The sequence below is a fragment of the Micromonospora sp. CB01531 genome, assembly GCF_001905095.1.
Lineage (GTDB): Bacteria > Actinomycetota > Actinomycetes > Mycobacteriales > Micromonosporaceae > Micromonospora.
In genome coordinates, this window is record NZ_LWLS01000074.1 from 56,190 (window position 1) to 75,033 (window position 18,844).

The 18,844-nt window shown below is 69.1% G+C and carries 14 protein-coding genes; all 14 read left to right on the forward strand.

Annotated features, from left to right (window positions below; genetic code table 11):
* Nucleotides 1-14 precede the first annotated feature (14 nt).
* The 14 genes from A6A27_RS43300 (at nt 15) to A6A27_RS21520 (ending at nt 18,821) form a co-directional block, all read left to right on the forward strand.
* The gene (locus A6A27_RS43300) at nt 15-368 is read left to right on the forward strand and encodes a hypothetical protein (RefSeq protein ID WP_143194099.1); all 354 of its coding nucleotides are present in this window, start codon (nt 15-17) and stop codon (nt 366-368) included.
* A gap of 39 nt (nt 369-407) precedes the next feature.
* Nucleotides 408-1,514, forward strand: a complete 1,107-nt coding sequence (locus A6A27_RS21475; protein ID WP_073836432.1) for a hypothetical protein — start codon at nt 408-410, stop codon at nt 1,512-1,514.
* Nucleotides 1,515-1,612: 98 nt separating this feature from the next.
* A complete protein-coding gene (locus A6A27_RS21480; protein WP_241825378.1) occupies nt 1,613-2,995 on the forward strand; it encodes a hypothetical protein in 1,383 nt (460 codons plus the stop codon).
* Entirely contained in the window at nt 2,986-4,302 is a 1,317-nt protein-coding gene (locus A6A27_RS21485) for an AAA domain-containing protein (protein WP_073836435.1), read from the forward strand. The genes A6A27_RS21480 and A6A27_RS21485 overlap by 10 nt, the downstream gene beginning before the upstream one ends.
* A 23-nt stretch (nt 4,303-4,325) precedes the next feature.
* Complete coding sequence (locus tag A6A27_RS21490) at nt 4,326-5,480, forward strand: exonuclease SbcCD subunit D (RefSeq protein WP_073836436.1); 1,155 nt, start codon at nt 4,326-4,328, stop codon at nt 5,478-5,480.
* A gap of 19 nt (nt 5,481-5,499) precedes the next feature.
* Complete coding sequence (locus A6A27_RS21495) at nt 5,500-8,799, forward strand: AAA family ATPase (RefSeq protein WP_158074024.1); 3,300 nt, start codon at nt 5,500-5,502, stop codon at nt 8,797-8,799.
* 36 nt (nt 8,800-8,835) lie between these two features.
* A complete protein-coding gene (locus A6A27_RS44335) occupies nt 8,836-8,976 on the forward strand; it encodes a hypothetical protein (protein ID WP_158074025.1) in 141 nt (46 codons plus the stop codon).
* A 140-nt stretch (nt 8,977-9,116) separates the two neighbouring features.
* The gene (locus A6A27_RS46845; RefSeq protein WP_274534572.1) at nt 9,117-9,593 is read left to right on the forward strand and encodes a DUF2397 family protein; all 477 of its coding nucleotides are present in this window, start codon (nt 9,117-9,119) and stop codon (nt 9,591-9,593) included.
* Nucleotides 9,593-10,684: a DUF2397 domain-containing protein gene (locus A6A27_RS21500; protein WP_274534573.1), complete on the forward strand. Its 1,092-nt coding sequence runs from the start codon at nt 9,593-9,595 to the stop codon at nt 10,682-10,684. Before A6A27_RS46845 ends, A6A27_RS21500 begins: the two co-directional genes overlap by 1 nt.
* Nucleotides 10,681-11,847 carry a TIGR02678 family protein gene (locus tag A6A27_RS21505; protein WP_073836438.1) on the forward strand — a complete coding sequence of 389 codons (1,167 nt, stop codon included), beginning with the start codon at nt 10,681-10,683 and terminating at the stop codon, nt 11,845-11,847. The genes A6A27_RS21500 and A6A27_RS21505 overlap by 4 nt, the downstream gene beginning before the upstream one ends.
* 152 nt (nt 11,848-11,999) lie before the next feature.
* Nucleotides 12,000-13,802 carry a hypothetical protein gene (locus A6A27_RS46080; RefSeq protein ID WP_241825379.1) on the forward strand — a complete coding sequence of 601 codons (1,803 nt, stop codon included), beginning with the start codon at nt 12,000-12,002 and terminating at the stop codon, nt 13,800-13,802.
* Nucleotides 13,691-16,210, forward strand: coding sequence for an SbcC/MukB-like Walker B domain-containing protein (locus A6A27_RS46085; protein WP_241825380.1), 2,520 nt, complete (start codon nt 13,691-13,693; stop codon nt 16,208-16,210). The genes A6A27_RS46080 and A6A27_RS46085 overlap by 112 nt, the downstream gene beginning before the upstream one ends.
* Nucleotides 16,207-17,412, forward strand: coding sequence for a TIGR02679 domain-containing protein (locus tag A6A27_RS21515; protein ID WP_073836439.1), 1,206 nt, complete (start codon nt 16,207-16,209; stop codon nt 17,410-17,412). The genes A6A27_RS46085 and A6A27_RS21515 overlap by 4 nt, the downstream gene beginning before the upstream one ends.
* The gene (locus A6A27_RS21520; RefSeq protein ID WP_083672755.1) at nt 17,409-18,821 is read left to right on the forward strand and encodes an AAA domain-containing protein; all 1,413 of its coding nucleotides are present in this window, start codon (nt 17,409-17,411) and stop codon (nt 18,819-18,821) included. The genes A6A27_RS21515 and A6A27_RS21520 overlap by 4 nt, the downstream gene beginning before the upstream one ends.
* Nucleotides 18,822-18,844 lie beyond the last annotated feature (23 nt).

Below are 18,844 nucleotides of genomic sequence, written 5' to 3' on the forward strand. Positions count from 1 at the left end.
CGGGCCGTCGACGCGTGTTGGCGCAGCAGCTGACCAGCATGGAGGCATATCACGATGCCCCCCGCCGGGGCCGTGGCGAAGGGCTGCGCGCGACCCAACGCGAGCCGGTGTGGACCATGATCGACACCGTGGTGCGGGAGCTCGCGAAGCGACGGCTGCGCACCGGCGGTTCGCCGCCAACATCCCCGGTGCCGCCGCCAGCGTCGACGCGATGGCCGCCGCAGCCCTCGTCGAGGCGGCCGAGGCCGAGCTCGAGATCCACCGGGACGCCGACCGGTCGCACCGCGAAGCGGGCCCGCGAGCAGCTCGACGACGTGGAGCAGCTCTTCGGCAGCCGGCTGCGGAGCATCTCCGCGACCGGCTCCTGACCCCCTGGTAGCACTTCGTCTTCCGCGAAGGACGACTCGATGGACAACGACACCCAGGACCGGCTGCGCCGTATCCGCGGCGCCAGCGCCGCGAAACGCCACAATGCCCGTACGGTCGCCGCGCTGACCGGTAACCCCGGCTGCACACGCCGCGCCGTCCTCGACGCCGCCGGCGTCGACAAGGACGCCTTGGCGCGCCACGTCGGATTCCCGGCGAAGTTCGGTCAGTCCCAGTTCGCGATCACCCGCGGCAACGCCTTCGAGGCTCAAGTTAAGGCGAACGGATACGCCGAACTGCTCCGCCTGCTGCGCGAGACCTTGGGCCTCGAGATCCGGGAAGTCGGAAGCACCGACCTGGGGGACGTCGGTGGCAACACCGGGCAGGAAGTCCGGCACGCCCGGTCGCGACAGAAGCTCACCAGCGCCGCGGCCGACCCGAATGCTGCCGCCACCTTCTACGACCACCCACTCCTGCTCCTTGATGTCGGCGGGAACGACGTCTACCTCGAACCTGACCTGGTCGCCTTCCACCACCACGGTGTCTTTCACGTGGTCGAGATCAAGTCCTTCGCGGTGATCGACGATCAGGCCGACGGCCGGAAGGTCGCCGCTGCGGCCACGCAGTCCGCCGTCTACGTGCTGGCCCTTCGGCGGCTGCTCGGCGATGACAAGGTCGCCGACGAGGTCGTGTTGGTTTGCCCGAAGGACTTCTCGAACCAGCCGGTGGCCACCAAGGTCGACGTCCGAAAGCAGCTCATCGTGCTAAACCATCAGCTGTCCCGGCTCACCCGCATCGAGAGCCTGGTCGCGGCGTTGCCGCCGACCCTGACGCTCGACCTCGCGCCGGACGACGACGGCAAACCGAGCCGGCCACCCACCGACGTGATAACCGCATTGGGCGAGATCGAGGCACGGTACGCACCCGACTGCCTCGCCAAATGCGAGATGGCCTTCTTCTGCCGGCGCGAGGCTACGGGCTGCACCGCCGCCCTGGGACTTAGCGTGCGCGAGGAACTCGGCGGTGTGGAGACCGTCGCCGAGGCGCTCGGCCTGGCCGACGGCACCCTGGTGGCGAGCGACGACCAGGCCGAGGCGGCGGCGATGCTCCGCACAACCGCCAAGATCTTCGGCTCGGTGGCGGCATGAGCGCCATCTCCTCGTACGCCAAAGCGCTGGCCGTGGGCGCTGGCAGGGCCGTTCCGATCGCAACACGTCGCCATGTCCACCTGTCCGACCGGCCGTTGGTGTTAGTCCCACTGGCGCTCGCGGGCGAGGCAAATGCGCCGCTGGCCGCGATGATCGGCACTGACCAGCACGCCCCGGCCCTGTTGGTGGTGCCCCAGCCGCGGAACCGCAACCTCCGCTTCGACTTCGCCGCCTCGTTGGCCGAAATCGTGCTGGCCTATGTGCGCTCCTGCACTGCGAGGTTCGAGGTGGTCGGCTCGAACAAGGTGTTCCTCGAAGCTCCCCAATTGCTGGTTCCGAACGCGGCCGGCCTCGGTTTCGTCAAGCTGCTCGGCCGATCCACCCGCTTCCGGCGCACCAACGGTCCGTTCCCGGTAGCGCAAGGGGTGCCGCTGCTGGGCCGGTGGCTGACCTACCTGGGCGAGCGATCCGAGCACCCCGGCTCCTCGGCCATGCTCGCGATGACTCAGTCCCTGAACCTGCACTGGGCCAGCGGGCAGAGCGCTGTGGAGGACGCGAACCTGGCCGCACTGCTCGGCTGGATCGACCCGCCCGAGGGAGTCTCCGGGCCGGAGGCCGCGCTTGCGGCCGAGGATCCGCTCGTCTGGCCGCCAGCCGGCCCGTCAACCGACCCCGCCTTCGACAACGAGGTGCTGGCACCCGCCATCCGGGCGTATGAGAGCGCTGCGCCCGACAGCCCGAAACGGCTGCGCGCGGTGGAAACCCTCAAGCGTGAGCTTCGTGGCCAGTTGGAGCCAACCTGGCGGTTGATGTGGCGCGCGATCGAGGTTCTTCGGAAGCTGCCGGCCGCAGAAACGGTCGAGACCCGCTGGACGGCGGATCGCCGGGATTTCAGCCGCTACCACGACTACCTCACCACCGATGGCCGTCCGCAGGCCCGTCGGGACGGTGCGGTGGCCGCGGCTCGTCGACTCCAGTCCCTCGAGCGGGAGCAGACGACCTACGACGCCAGCCGAGCCCTGGACGATCCGCTCATCATGGCGAGCTACCGGGTCAACGGCGAGGCGTTCCAGGGAACCGTCGTTTCGGTCGACCGTGATCGGCGCATCCGGAGTGAGAAGGGTCGCCGGGTCACCCGACCGCTGATCGTGGTCAGCACCGACGATCCTGTACATCTGCCGGTCGGCAAGGCGTTGCGGGCGCCGGAGCGCATGAAACAGAACGCCCGTATCACCGAAATCGCGCGATCGGCCGACGGTGTGCTGGTCAGCCTCGAGCTCGACGGAGGCATGGGCCGGGCGGCGGCGCCCGCGCCGGGCAGCGTGCCCGAGGTCGGCGACGAGATCACCTACACCAGCGTCTACCCGGACGCGATCCGCACACCCGACCTGCCGCCGACCGACCAAACACCGTGGACCCACGGCGGACCGCCCCGACCGTACGTACCGACCGATGACGACGCCCAGGAGCCATGGGAATGACCATCGACCCAGCAGCCGAAGCCGAACGCGTCATCGCCGCGATCCTCGCCGACTTCCGATCCCGCCGGCACCGCGGCGTGGTCGTCGATTCCCCACCCGGGGCGGGAAAGTCAACCCTCGTGGTCCGGACCGCGGTCGCGCTCGCCTCGGCCGGCGAGCGGCTGATAATCGTCGCCCAAACCAATGAGCAGGTCGACGACCTGACCACCAACCTCTCCGCCGCCCTGCCGACCGGTCTCATGATCGGACGGCTGGCGAGTTCCACATACGGGCGGCCAGCGCGCCTCGCGGCCCTGACCAACGTGCTCGTCGACAAAGATCTCGGCAACCTGCTGAGCTGTGAGATCGTCATCGCGACGGCCGCCCGCTGGGCCTACGTGAAGGACCGCTCCTGGCCGTGGGCGATTGTCGACGAGGCCTACCAGATGCGTTCGGACTCCCTGCTCGCCATTGCCCCGCGGTTCGAGCGGGCCCTGTTCGTCGGCGACCCGGGCCAGCTGGATCCATTCTCCGTGGTCGAGAACGACCGCTGGCGCGGGCTCAGCTGGGACCCGATGCAGAGCGCGGTGGCCGGGCTGCTGCGCACTAACCCCGACTTGCCGGTTCATCGGCTGCCCGTCTCGTGGCGGCTGCCCGCGAGCGCCGAAAAGGTCGTGGCCACCGCCTTCTACCCGTACACCGGGTTCCGGACCGGCGCCGAACCGGGAGACCGTGAGCTCACCTTCGGCACCCGCGCCTTGGGGCGCTCTCCCCTGGACGCCCTGCTGGCCGAGGCGGCGACCACCGGCTGGGGCTTCTACGAACTGCCCGCGCGACACACCCCCAGGACAGACGCCGAAGCGGTTTCCACGGTCGCCGACGTAGTTCGGAGATTTCTCGAACGCGGAGCGAACGCGCGGTCGGGGAACGACTCTCGGCCGATCACCTCGCAGCGAATCGCGGTCGGCACCGCGCATCGCGATCAAGCGGCGGCCATTCGCGAAGCGCTGTCCGACCTGCCGGACGTCACGGTCGACACGGCGAATCGCTTGCAGGGCCGAGAGTACGACCTGACCGTGATGCTGCATCCGTTGTCGGGACGACGCGACGCCACAGCGTTCCATCTCGAGGCCGGACGCCTGTGCGTACTCACCTCCCGCCATCGACAGGCCTGCGTCGTCGTCGGGCGGGCCGGCATCCGGGAGCTGCTCGACGCGCACCCATCCAGCGAGCCAGTTCACCTACACGAGCCGGTCAAATTCCCAGACGGATGGGCGGCCAACCAGACCGTCATGAATCACCTGTACGCGCACCGCGTCGCGGCCTGACATCTCTTTGAAAGGAGCCGGACATGAGGTTCCTGCATACCTCCGACTGGCACATCGGCAAGACCCTGAAGGGCCACAACCGCCTCGCCGAGCAGCGCGCGGTTCTGGAGGAGATCGTCGGCATTGTCCGGAAGTACGAGGTGGACGCCGTCCTCATCGCGGGCGACATCTACGACTCGGCGGCACCGTCGGCCGAGGCTCAGCAACTTCTCGTCCGGACCTTGCTCGAGATCCGCAACTCCGGGGTGCCGGTGATCGCCATCGCCGGCAATCATGACCACGCTCCGACCTTCGACGCGTACCGACCGCTGATGAACGAGGTCGGCATCCACCTCGTCGGCACGCCCCAGGCCGGCTCGGACGGAGCGATTGAGATAACCGCCCGCTCGACCGGCGAGTCCGCGGTGATCGCGACGTTGCCCTTCGTCTCCCAGCGCACCGTCATCCGCGCAGCCGAGCTCATCGCCAACACGCCCGTGATGAACTCCATCAGCTACGCCCAGCGCGTCGAAGACATGCTGAGGGTCTTAGCCCGGGCCTTCCGGCCGGATGCCGTCAACATCCTGATGGCACACCTCACCGTGACCGGAGGCAAGTTCGGCGGCGGCGAGCGCGACGCCCAGTCGATCTTCGAATATCACGTGCCGGCTATCGCGTTCCCGGCTGAGGCGCAGTACGTGGCGCTTGGGCATTTGCATCGCCGGCAGGCGATCGACGCGCCGTGCCCGGTGCACTACAGCGGCTCGCCGATCTCGATCGACTTCGGAGAGCAAGACAATGAGAGCGTCGTGTGCCTGGTGGAGGCGACACCCTCGACGCCGGCGGCCGTCACCGACATCCCGATCAAAAGCGGCCGCCGGTTGATGACGCTCCGTGGCACACTCGCCGAGATTGAGAGCCAGGCGCGTTGCGCCGGCGATGCGTTCCTCCGCGTTCAGCTCAAGGAGCCGGCGCGTGCCGGCCTGCTCGAGGAGGTTCGCGACCTCCTGCCCAACGCCCTCGACATCCGCATCGATCCGGCCTTCGCCGCCCCGAACGCCACCACCCGGCCAGCGAGCAGCGGCATCGAGCGCACCCCCACGGAATTGTTCGCCGAATACTGCGCCACCAAGAACATCGACGACCCACGGCTGGCGGCACTCTTCGCACGCCTGCACGACGCAACCTCCGAGTCATAAGGGGCAAGCTATGCGGCCAGTGCTTCTGGAGATGACCGGCTTCGGATCGTTCCGTGAGCCGGCGACGGTCGACTTCACCGACGCGAACTTCTTCGCCCTCATCGGCCCAACCGGCGCCGGCAAATCAACCGTCATCGACGCGATGACCTTCGCACTGTACGGATCGGTGCCGCGCTGGGACGACCGGCGAACCGTCTCGCTGGCGCTGTCACCCGCGGTGAATAGGGGAGTCGTGCGCCTGGTCTTCGACGTGGGTGCCAGCCGGTACGTCGCCGCGCGCGAACTGCGGCGAACCCGCGTAGGCGTCGGCATCCACAGCGGCCGACTCGAGCGGTTGATCGATCCCACCCGGCTGGGGTCCATCGATGACGAGACCGAGTTGATCGCGGCCGACGGCAAGGTGAACGCCGCCGTCGAAGAACTCCTCGGGCTGTCGTTCGACCACTTCTGCTCCTGCGTCGTCCTGCCCCAAGGCGACTTCGCCGAGTTCCTCCACGCCAAGCCAGCCGACCGCCAGAAGATCCTCACACGCCTGCTCGGAATCGGCCTGTACGAAACCATCGGACAGCGCGCCAACGCCGAAGCGGCCGAGGCCAAGCAGCGAGTCGCTTTCCTCGATGAGCAGATCGGCCGCCTCGCCACCGTCACGCCGGAGGCCGTGGGCGAGGCGAACCAACGACTCCAGCAGCTCACCGCACTGAAAGACGAGGTCATCACCGTCCTGTCCGAACTGACGGCCGCTACAGCAGCGGTCGACGAAGCGCGGCGAAACAACGATCGGATCCGCGAGGAGACGCAACAACTCGGCAGCGTCGCCCTCCCATCCGACCTTGAGACCCGCGCCGAGCGGCTGGCCGAAGCGACAGGCGCCGCAGATCGGGCCACCGAGGGCTTCGCCGTGGCCGAGAAGGCTGACGACATCGCGAGGGCGACCTTCGAGACGGCGGCCGCGGAACGCGGTTCCCTGGAACACGCGAAGCGCAACCACGCCGAGCGCTCACACCTCGAGCAACAGCTACCCGACGCGGAGAACAATCGCGCGGAGGCGGCTAAGACTCTCGCCGCGGTCACCGCTGAACGCGATCTGGCGACGCAGACGGCGGCCGTTGCCCAAGCGGCGTCAGACACCGCGAAGGCGGCGGCAACGGCCGCGCGGGAACGCGTCGAGACGGTCCGGTCCCAGTACGAGAAGCTCAGCAGGCTGTCCGTTCCGACCGGGATAGGCGAAATCCAGGAACGAGAGGTCTCCGCCAAGAGTGCGCTGGCGGCCACCGGCCGACGCCTCGCCGAGGCGGAGGAGGCGGAGTCTGACGCGCGCCGCGATGTTGAGGCGGCACCCACCCGTAGCGCGCTGGACCAGGCCAAACACCACCACGCCGAGTTGACCAAGTTCGCGGCCGCGGAACCGGACCTGATCACCCGGGCCGACCGCGCGCGAGCGGAGGTCACCGCCGGGCAGGCCGCACTCGACGAAGCGATCCGGGCCGTTGACCAGGCTCGGCTGGCCCGCAATGAAGCCGGGCGCGCCGAAGCCGCGTCGGTACTTCGGCCGCACCTCGTAGCGGGAGAGCCGTGCCCGGTCTGCGAGCATCCGGTGGAGGATCTGCCGGCACCCCTCGAACACGAGACCGTCGCGGCGACCGAGAAGGCCCTGGCAACCGCCGAACGGCACCGCGACACCGCAGCTCGGCAACACACTGCGGCCCTGGCACAGGAGCAGAAAGCCACCGATGCGCTTGCCACAGCGCGGGAAAAGACAGCCGAGCTCAGGCGAGCGCTCAACGGCGAATGGGCGGACGAGAGCGCCGTCGACGGCGAGCTGAGCCGTCTGGACGGCCTGAACGCCAGACTCAAGAGTGCCGGCGTAACCCTCCGCGAGGCTCGGGCTGCTCACGAAGCGGCCGGCCAGGCGGTGGCAACGCTTGCGAAGACGTACGCAGCGGCGCGGACAGCACTGACCGCCGCTCGGGATCCACTTGTCTCGCTCGGCGCGCCGTCCGTGGACGGCCTCGACCTAGCGGACGCCTGGCACACCTTGACGAGCTGGTCCGGCCAGATGGCCGAAGCCGAGGCCAAACTCCTCGACCAAGCCGAAGCCGAGGCGCGCCATGCCGACGCCGAGTCGTCGTCGATGGCGGCGCGCCTGAAGCAAGCGCATGGGGAGGTCAAACGCCTGGATGCCGCCAGGGTGGCCGCGGAGCGCTCGGATCGAGAAACCGAACTAAGGCTTCGCAAGATTAACGACCGCATGACGGAACTGACGGAAGCCCTGGCCACGGCGCCGAGCAGTGCCGAGGTCGCGGCCGAGTTGGCTCGAATCGACAAGCTCGAGGCTGAAGCCAAGGTCGCACAAGCGGAACTGAAGAAGGCCCGTGCCGGCCGCGACTCGGCTCTTCAAGCGCTCGCATCCTTGAGAGCCCAGGAGCAGATGGCCTGGAAGGAACTTCGAGCGGCACGGGACTTGCTCGTTCCGCTCGGGGCCCCGCCGGTCCCGGAGGAGGACCTGCGGACCGCCTGGGCCGAGCTCGTCGGCTGGGCCGAGCAAGAAATCGGCAGCCGAGAGGTGACGTTCGCGACCGCCCGGGCTGCTGTTGCGACGGCGGAGCACCACCGGAGTGAGAAGGAGCTGGCGCTTGGTCGGGCACTCGAACAGGCCGATATCGCCGTCTCTCCTGCCTCCGCAGCGGATACGGTCTCCGCGGCCGTCGCTGCCGAGCTTGAGCGGGCGCGCGCCTACGTCCAGAGCCTCGATGCGCAATTGTCCCAGCTGGCCGACCTGCGCTCCAGCCGTGCAAAGTCAGTCGAGGAGCATGCCGTCGCCAGCACGCTGGGCGGCCTGCTGCGGTCGAACGAGTTTCCCCGTTGGCTCGTAGCATCGGCTCTTGACGTCTTGGTCCAGGACGCCTCGGCGAGCCTCGCCGAGCTGTCCGGCGGCGAGTTCAACCTCGCGCATGAGAACGGCGAGTTCGTGGTGATCGACCACAACAACGCCGACCTGCCTCGGCCAGTGAAAACCCTCTCCGGTGGCGAGACGTTCCAGGCGAGCTTGGCGCTGGCGCTCGCCCTCTCGGCGCAGATCACCACGTTGGCCGCGGCCGGCTCGGCCCGGCTGGACTCGATCTTCCTGGACGAGGGGTTCGGTACGCTCGACGAGGAGACCCTGGAGACAGTCGCCAACACGCTGGAGAACCTCGCCAGCCAGGGCGATCGCATGGTCGGAGTAATCAGCCATGTAAGCGCCCTGGCCGACCGTGTCCCCGTGAAGTTCCGAGTAAGCCGCGATCAGTTCGGCTCAGCCATCATGAAGGACAACCTCTGAACAGTTGGAGGGCATCCACCGGCCAAGGTCGTAGCCGTGGTTGTCGAGGTGCTTACCGACCAGGTCCAGCATCTGGCCGGCCGCGATATGCACCAGCTACGAGCCGGCGGCCCGCATGTGCGCCGTGCTGATGGTCCGGCTGGTGCCATGAGTGATCAGCTGATCATGGCCGAGTAGGTCACCCCGGCGCCTTTACCGAGCCGGATGTGACGGTGCGCGCTCCTATGCTCGCGTAGCGGTTCGTGTTCGGCCTGGCGAGCGCGTCTGGTGCCCGGCCCGAGCGCGAGCCCTGGGATGTGGTGTGGAAGGGGATGTAAGTGCGGCCGGACGGCGCAGAGCTCGACGATAATGAGGAACGGTCGGCTGAGGGCCCGGATCTGTGGCAGCTGGCCGGGCTGCCTGGCGGGTTGTTGCAGGCCAGCTATCTGACAAGCCGGTTCTCGGCCCAGTACCGGCTGATCGTCGATGTGCTGCTCGCCGAGCAGGAGCACACCCTGACCGGGGTCGCGGCCACTGAACTGCCCGGGCTACTGCGCCGCCGTCTGCAGGTGCTGGGTGTCGATCCGGGGCTCCTCGACGACCCGGCGTTCAAGCTGAAGGATCGGATGGGCCGTCTCGAACGGTGGGGTGTCGTCTACCGGTTCCAGGACAAAGCGGTCCGAGACGCGGAGTTCGTTCTCGACCGGGACCGGTACCAGCTGACCGAGACCGTCGCGGAACTACACCGGGCGATCACGTCCCTCGGCGACGACACCGCCGCAGCCGCCGCTGCAACCCTTGCCCCGGGATCCTGATGGCCAACCTGTCCCTGCTGTACGAAAGCGCAGAGGCGGGTCCGACGGAGGCGGCGGGGGCCTGGTCCGTGATCGCGACGACGCACCAGTCAATGGTGAAGGCCGCCGCAGGGTGGCAGGCTCGGCTCGCCGGTGCGCTCGCTGGCCCGCCGACACTTGAGAAGATCACCACGGTCCAGGAGACCCTGCGCCGTTATGTGGATATGTGGGGCGCCGGCGTCGACACGCACTCAGAAGCGATCATCAATCTCGCGGCGAAGCTCGCGTCGCTGTCGATACCGGCGTGGCGGCGCATCGCTGTGCACACCCTCGGCGCGAACGCGGACGAGCCAGCGATCGAAGCGCTCGTCAGCGCCCACCTGCTCACCCTAGAGACGCTGCGCCGCTGGTTCGACGGACCGGACTGCCAGGCCCGCAGACTACGCCGACAGATGCGCGACACGATCGGGCCGCTGTTGCGCGGGCAGCGGACCTTAGCCGCCGTCGGCGGGCACGTCTCTCGCCGAGCGGAACTCATCGATCTGGCCACGCGCCTGGAGTCGACCGCGGACGACGACGCCGCCTGGCGGCTGTGGTGCAGCTCGACCGGGCTATTCTCCGCCCGGCATCTGCCGGGCGCGGGGGACCCACCGGCGGGCAACCCCGGCGCGGTGTCGTTCTGGGATGCCGATCCGGTCCCCGTGGAGGCCCGCCTGCGCAAGCAGGGCCCGAAAGCAACGACCGGGACCGCAGCGCGGATTCCCGACCGGACCGGCGCGAAACGCGCTGCCCGCGAACGGGCCGCACGGGCCGCCGCGCAGGCCGCGATCACCGAATCGGCAATTCTCGCCCGCTCCGGGCAACGGCTGTCGCAGTGGCGGGACCTGACCACCGCCGAACTGCAAATGCTGCTGGTCCTGCTCGGCGCGGTCGCCGCCGCCCAACCGGACGGCACCGGCCGGCGATCTGCGACCACCGGAGACGCCCGGTGGCTCCTGCGCGCCGACCCACCGGAGGACGGTGCGCCGGCCGCCGTCGTGCACACGCCGGACGGCCGGCTGGTACACCCCGACATCGTCCTGCACATCACCCCAGCCGGGAGCCGGCCGTGAACACATCTACCTCCGCGTCCGTACGGGAGGCGCAGCAGGCGTTCCTCGGTCTGCTCGCCCAGCCACTGGTTACTCCGGCCACGAACCGGGTCCTGCACCGACACGTCCTGCGCCACCAGCGACAGATCACCGAGCATGCCCGTCGGGCCGGGTACCGGATCCAGCGGGTCGGCCGGGCCGTACGCCTGATCCGGATTCCGATCACCGGGACCGTTACGGCCCCACCCCGCCCTGCGGACGCACCTGGCCGACGGCTGCTCTCGCTCGTCTGCTGCCTAGCCGCATGCTGCGAGGAGATCTCCGGGACGGTGACGCTGCAGCGGCTGTCCGACATGGTCCGGGACTTGACCTCCGCGCCCGGGGTCACCGTCACCGGCTACGACCCGGAGCAAAAACCGCAGCGTCGCCTGCTGCGTGACGCGGCTGCCCTGCTCGCCAGGTGGGGCGTGCTGCGCCGCCGGACTAGCGACGAGAAGATGCTCTACGACTGGACCGAAGACGGGGCCGGGCCTGGTGCCGGCTACGAGGTTGACCGGGACGCGCTGCTGCTGTTGACCAGCCCTGATGTGCTCGCCGCTGCCGTGCAACCGCAGGACACCGACGCCGAGCAGATCGCCGCAACCCGTACAGTCCGGCAGTTGCGTGCCCTGCTGGAAACTCCAGCCGTCATGTACGCGGATCTGGACGAGCAAGACGCGGACGCGTTGCGTAAGGCCCGCGGGCTGCGCACCGCCGACCTCGCGCAGATGACCGGCGGGACGGTCGAGGCCCGCGCCGAAGGTCTCGTCCTCGTGCTGCCCGACGACCCCGATCTGTCGCCGACCGTGGCCGACTGGCCGCGCGCGCGAGCGGCTGATTGGGTGGCGCTGTTGATGGCTGACCTTGCTGGACGGCATGGCACCCGTACCGCGTCCGGCACGGTGGTACTCACCGACAGGCAGGTGGACGAGGTCGTCGAAGACCTGATCGGCTGGCGCGGCGAGTACATGTCCAAGGACCAGAAGACCGTGCCCGGCACGGTCCGCGCCGACGCGGAAACGATCCTGACCGAGCTCGGCCTGCTGCACGTCAGCCCAGACCAGTCATGGACTCTGTCCCCGGCCGCGGGCCGGTATCGCGACCCTGACATCACCCTCATCGACCCATCGGAGACGACCCGATGACCACGACCGACCTGCCGACCCCAGGCCCGGCCGCCACCGACACGCAGCTGGCCGCGTGGCGCGACGCGGTCACCACCGCCGGCCTGCCCGACCCGGCCCGCCCCCGCTGGCAGGTACTGCGCGCCGGGGTAGTCGGCCTGTGGGAGTTCGACGTGGCCGAGTACTGGTTCGCCGACGGCCGCGCCCAGTTCGTCGGGCAGAACCAGTCCGGCAAGTCGACGCTCATGGCGCTGACGACCCTCCTCATGCTTGCCGGCAGCCTCGACCGCAAATACGTCGACACGTTCGGCCAGTCCGACAAGGAGTACCGGTACTACGTCGAACCGGTCGCCGACGACCGCGACCGGCGGGATGCCTCCGCCTCCACGAACCGCGGCTGGGCCTGGGTCGAATACGGCCGAATCGGCCCGCTCGGCACGCCGGAATTCTTCACCACCATGCTGTACACCCAGACCAAACGCGGCGTGGCGCAGATGACCCGCGCATGGGTCGTCTGCCACGGCACCGCCCGGGTCCGCGCCGGCCTAGACCTCGCCGCAGGCCAGGCGGTCACCGAACCCAAAGCCCTCGAAGCCATCGACAGCGTCACTGTGTACCCAAAGGGCCAGACCTACGCCGAGCGGCTCGCCACTGACCTGTTCGGGTTCGACGACACCGACCGGTACGCGACCGTGATCGAGATGCTCAAGGTGCTACGCACCCCACACCTGGGGCAGAAACTCAACCCTGATTGGTTCACCTCCCAGATCCGCTCGGCGCTGCCACCAGTTGCAAAGAGCGAGGTGACCGAACTCGCCCACGGCTGGCAGGAACTCGAACAGCTGGCCCGCGATCGGGACTCGGCCGAGGAGGCCCGCAAAGCAATCGCCGTCTACCTCACACGGGCATGGCGACCGTGGGCCGACGCCGTCCTCCGTCTGCACGCCGACACCCTGATCGCCGCCGACACCGGTGTCACAGAGGCACGCGCGCAGGTCGGCGCCGCGAAGGCCGACCTGGACGACGCCCGCAAACGCCTGGACGAGGAGGCGAGAAACACCCAGCACCTCGAAGAAGCTCGCGACCGTACGCGCACGGAACTGATGCAGTTGCTGCGCTCCGCGGCGTACACGACCGCGGTAGAGCGGGCCAACGATGCCAAGCGGCTGCGCACGGAAGCGAATGCGGCGAAACGCCGCGCGGAGAAAGCCGCCGCTCGCCTTGAACGGACCCGCGCTGAACTCGAAGCGGCCAAGTCCGAGCAGGAGAAAGCCGACGAAGAACACGGAAACGCTGAGCAGGAGCTGAACCTCGCCGCCCGCCGTGCGGCCGAGACAGCGACCGGTGCCAGGCTCGGCGACCAGGTTCCGCAGTGGGCAGCATCCGGCGACGTCGACCGGTTCGACGCAGCGATCACCGCCCGCCGCGCCCACGTCGGCACGCTGCGGAAACTGATCCGCGCCGCGAGCAGAGCGTCCTCGGCCTGGCAGGCCCTCGACGACGTGGCTCAGAAGGCGCAGGAGCAGCTCAAGGAACGGATCGAGGCAGCGGAGGCCACCGAGCAAGCCTTGGCGCAGGCGTTGCAGATCCTGTCCGACGGTCTGGAGCGCTGGGCGACAACACTCGGCGATGTGTGCCCGCCGGTCGAGGTTCGCGACGCGTGGATCACCGCCGTTACGGCCCAGGCGGGAACGCTCCGGCCACGGGAGGTACTGACCGGCCTGCTGACCCGGGAGTGGCTCGACCCAGCGACCGGGCCCCTCACCATCCGCGTCGCTGAACTACGGGCTGCAGCGAAACTGCAGCCGCCCGCGCCGCCGAAGCCGAACGCGACGCTGACGCACTCGAAAGTGCCGGCGACCCGATGCCCGATCCGCCAGTGCGGTGGATCCGTCGTGACCGGCCGTCATTCCCGTCCGGTGCCGGCGCCCCGCTGTGGCGTCTGGTCGACCCGGTCGACGGTCTCGACCCAGTAGTCCTCGACCAGGTGGAGGCCAGCTTGTCGGCTGCGGGTTTGCTGGACGCCTGGGTGACTCCCGACGGTGTCTGGGCACCGGACCGCGACGGGGACGAACTCGTCATCGTCCCCGGCACCGTCCCGGCCGGCACGGGAAACCTTGCGCAGGTGCTGCAACCGGCCGAGGACGCCGGCAGCCTGTCCGCCGCGGTACTGCGGATCCTCGCCGGCATCGGATACACCACCGACGGGCCGTTGACCGCACCGACCTGCCTGGCCGCCGACGGACGCTGGCAGACCCCCGCTGCGGCGGGCCGGGCTGGAACCGCGACGCATGGTGCCGAGCTCATCGGCACCGCCGCTCGGGCTGCAGCCCGCCGTCGCAAGATCGCCGAGTTGCGCGCGCAGGCGACCGGGTTCCGGGCCGAATTTGGGCAGCTGGCCGGTGAAGCGGACCAGGTCAGTGAGCAGATTACGAGCTTGCGGGCGGCAGCGGATCAAGCGCCTACCGACGCGGATGTCGTTGCAGCCGCTGCTGCACACACTGCTGCGGCTGGCGAGGCGGACAAGGCATCCAACACTTACCGTGATGCTCGCGGCCGCGAACAGGAAGCCCGACGTGTCTCAGACGCGGCGACCGGAGAGGTGACCAGGTACGCCGCCGAAAACCTGCTGACGACCGGCGAGGAACAACTCGACAACCTCGCGGGGGCCCTCGATGCGGCTGCGACCGCCTCCGGCGGTCTCCGTCTCGCCCTCTCCGCGCAGAAGGCGGCCATGTCGGCGGTCATGGCCGCAGCCGGACGGGTCGCGATCGAGGACAGCCGAGTCCATGAGGCCGCCAGCACCGCCGAGGACGAGGCGCAAGCGGCGCAAACCGCAGACGTGAACGCGACGCTGGCCGAAAAGTCCGTGGACGCTGACGCCCAGCAACTGTTCGCCCAGGCTGAACGCCTGGAACGCCAGGTTGAGGAGTACGGGCCGTCGATCTCGGCGAGCAAACGCGAAGGCCTCGCCCGCTCGGCGGCGGCCGGGGAGGCGAACTCCACCTGGCAGCAGCGCTGCAACGACCTCACCGCCGCTCTCGAACGTCGGGACATCGCAGCTGCGGCATGGTGGGTGCCGGTCGACGCCGGCCTGGCCGCAGCCCGCAACCTCACCGTTCCGGACAGCCGGGATCTGGATGCCGCACTCGCGCATGCTCGCACGGCTGCCGACCAGCTACGACCTCAAATGTGGCCGGAGCGGCTCGACGAGAAGGCCAGGCGAGCCGAGGCGGCGTTGTCGCGCATGCTCGGCTCGTCGCTAGTCGACCTTCGCACAGTTCTGGAAACCTCTGGCGGCCGATCGGTGATCACCACAGAGGCCGACGAGCAGCATCCCCTGCCATCGGTCACCCTGATCGTGGACGCCTCCGGCGCCCAGCTCGATCCCGCTGATGCAATCCGGCATCTGCAGATTCTGGTCGAGGATCTGTCGCGCACCCACGACGAGAAGCTGCACCAGATGTACACCGAGCTGTTGTCATCGACTTTCATCGACCATCTCGCCGACCGGATGAAGAAAGTCATCAAGCTCCTCGAGGTCGTCAACGACGTACTCAGAAAGCATCCGACCGGGGCGAACAAGACCACGCTGCGGCTGCGCCGCGTTCCGGCCGAAGGGCAGGAGCCCGGATTCAAAATCCTCAAGGCATTGCAGGAAGGATCGATCGAATCCGAAAGCGCACAGCAGCAAATCCAACTGTTCCTCGGCGCCCGGCTGCGCGAGGCGCAGGACGCCGGCCTGGTCGGCACCGAAGACTGGACCGACCGCCTCGCGGAACTCCTCGACTACCGAGCCTGGTTCGACATCGTCGCCCAATACAAGGTGGGTGACGGCGACGACGAGACCCGCTGGAAAGACCTGACGAGGAAGGTCCACGGCGTCGACTCCGGCGGCGGGAAAGTGGTCACTCTCCTCCAGCCGCTGCTGGCGACGCTGGTCGCCTTGTACTCCGAATCGGAGGACGCGCCGCGGCCGTTGTGGCTCGATGAGGCGTTCGAAGGCGTCGACCCGAGCAACCGGGCCACGATGATGCGAATGCTCACTGACTTCGACCTGGACTTCCTCCTCGCCGGACCGGCGCCGCTCGTCGCGGTCGCGCAAGTCCCGACAGCCGCGCTATGGATCATCACCCGCGCCCCAGCACCGGCCGACGGCGTTGACCTGTCCCTGATGCTTTGGGCCGGGAAAACCCTGGAGCAGGTTCCGGTCGGCGACTACGCAACCCGAATCCTCACGCCGCGTCGCCCAACCGACGACGCCGGTCCGGACTTGTTCACCACCATTCCCGAAACAGGCGGCCCAGCCGGCCCGAACCACACCGGCAACGACGTGGGCGTTCCAGCGAGCATCGTCGCCGTGGACACGGGCGGGCCAGCGTGACCGCCGCAACGGATCGATGGGCGGCGCAAGCCGGCCCGCAGAAGGTACTCGCGGCAGTCCGCAAGCTGTTGGAAGAGCACCGAACAGGAACCGGGGTCACCGTCCGTGTAGCCCTGACCGAGCCCGAACGGGCGCAGGTCGGTCGGATCCTCGGCCTGGACTGGGAAACGTCCGGCCGACCGATCACCCTCGGCAAGCTGCGGGCCGCGCTGACCCGCGCCGGTGACGACCTGCTCGACCTGCTGACCCGCACCGGCGGCCCAATCGTCGACGTCCGCGGCCGCAGGGAGCAGGCCGCCGCGCTGGCGGCCGCCACCATCGAATCCGCCTATACCACCCTCGACAAAGCCGGGCTGCCCACGCACGCAGTGGAACTGGCCCGGACCCGGCGCTGGCTTGAACGCCCTAACCCGGAGCTGGCCACCAGCCGAGCTGCTGACCTCACACGGCTGTGGCAGACGCTGCCCCGCACCGGCCGACCCCTGGCGGAGGTGGCGAACAGCCTCTTCGCCGACCCTCACCGGCTGGACCGCGACACCGACCTGGGACGGATCGCCGCCCGCCTACTCGCGGCCGCCACCGCCCTACCCGCCGACGCCGTAGCCGCCGCTGACACGGCGCTCGGCGCAGCCCGGTGGCGGCAGGTGTGGGCCGCACACGGGGTCAGCTGCGACGAAGTGTCCGCCACCGTCCTGGTCCTCAACCTCCCGCTCACCGGGACCGCGCCGGCAACGAGGATCGCGGCTGCGGCCGCCGGGTGTGGCGAGCCAGTGTGGCTGACCAGCCGGTCACTACGCGGCGACTGGGCACCCTGCCCGGACGTGGACATGGTCCGGGTATGCGAGAACCCGGCAGTAGCGGAAGCTGCTGCCGAGCGTCTCGGCCAGACCTGTCTGCCGCTGGTGTGCATCTACGGCCGGCCATCGTCGGCGGCCTGGACACTCCTGCGCGGCCTGGCCGGCGCCGGCGTGCGGCTGCTGGTAACTGCCGACAGGGACGACGCCGGCCATCGGTTCCTCACGGAAATGCTCTCTCTCCCCGGCGCCACCGAATGGCTCACGGACGTCGACGGTGTGTACGAGGAGGCCCGCCTGGACGCGCTGATCACCGACCTGACCCCGGCACTCAGCGTCGCTGCCACGCGTACGACAGATGATCCTGGCCGCGTCCCGGGCTCTGCTTGCTCGAATGGACTGAAATGACTGTGAGGCTGGCCCGCGCAGCCCTACTCGCCGGGCATCACTACATGATCTGGATGGTCCGCAGGGTCACGCGCTACTCCTCGACGGTCAGGGCCGAGGCGCAGCCCGTTCGAAACAGCCGGCGTCAACGACGCGGTCAGCGAGGGCACACCGCCGCAGCGGCTCGCCCCACCCAGCAGTACCGAATGCGGCGCGACATCAACCACGTCGTCAGCGAGGCGTTCTATCCGGAAAGCCCTCTACTCACCGCGCCTAACGTCGCCACCAGGCCCCGTAGCAGCAGGGCGGCATGGGCGCAAGGGGAGCTGGTTCTGCTCGACACGTCCACGCTTCGCGCGCGTACCGCCCGCAAGCAGGGCATGTCCTCCCGGTACAACCTGATGCACGCGCAACTCGCCGCCGGTCTCCTCACCGGCCCGGCCGCCGAACTGTCCACCCTCGGAGTCATCTCACCCTTCGCCGCCCAGGCTCGCCTGCTGGAGTCGCTGCTGCCCGAGGCGAAGCTCGACGAGTGGGGCGCCTCGACCGTGCACCGGTTCCAAGGCTCTGAGCGAGACGTCGTCGTCTACGACACCGTCGACAGCGGCATCGGCGTGCGTCCCCTGCACCGCTGGTTCACCGAGGGCCAGAACGGCGGCGACGGGGCACGGCTGCTCAACGTCGCCGCCAGCCGCGCCCGGGACCACCTCGTAGTGGTCGCGGCACTGGATCAACTGCACCGAAGCCGGACCACCCAGGACGCGGTGTCAAAGTTCTTCACAATGCTGCTGGAGCGGGGCCGCACCGTCGGTTGGGAGTCGGCGCTGGATCACTCGCCGGTCACCCAGCGAATGACCACGGGGGTTGTGGAAATACTCGCGGAGGACCTCGAAGGTGCCCGCAGCGTCGAAATGTGGCTGCCCCGCGCGCGGCTGGTCGGACTGCGATCCCTGATCCCCTCACTGAAGCTGATTACCGATCAGGACGTGGACACCGAGCCGGTGACGATCTGGTGCGAGCCCGACCCCGACGGGTACCTGTCGCCGGAGGCGATGCAGGCCAAGCGCGGCGGCATCAACATGCGCCCCTGCCGGCCGATCCTCGAATCCAGTGCCATCATCGACGACGTGGTGTGGACGTCGACCGGATGCCTCCTCGGTCCGGATCCCGGCGTGGTGCTGCGTACCCGGCACGCGGCCTTCGCCGACGCCGTACGCCGGGCGCAGCGTCGACGCCCCGGCATCGCCCCTGGCAGCGGGCAACTCGGGGACGAGTGCGGCCGCTGTTCCCGCAGCCTCATCCGGTTCGAGGTGGGCCGGCGCGGACTGCCCACCGTCGGCTGGGGCTGCCTGATCTGCGACAGCCGGAACAGCCGCCAGGGCCGCGATCGGGCCGCCGGCGAGCGGCAGCTGATCTGGGGACGCCCTTGAGATCGGCTCGACAACCCAGCACG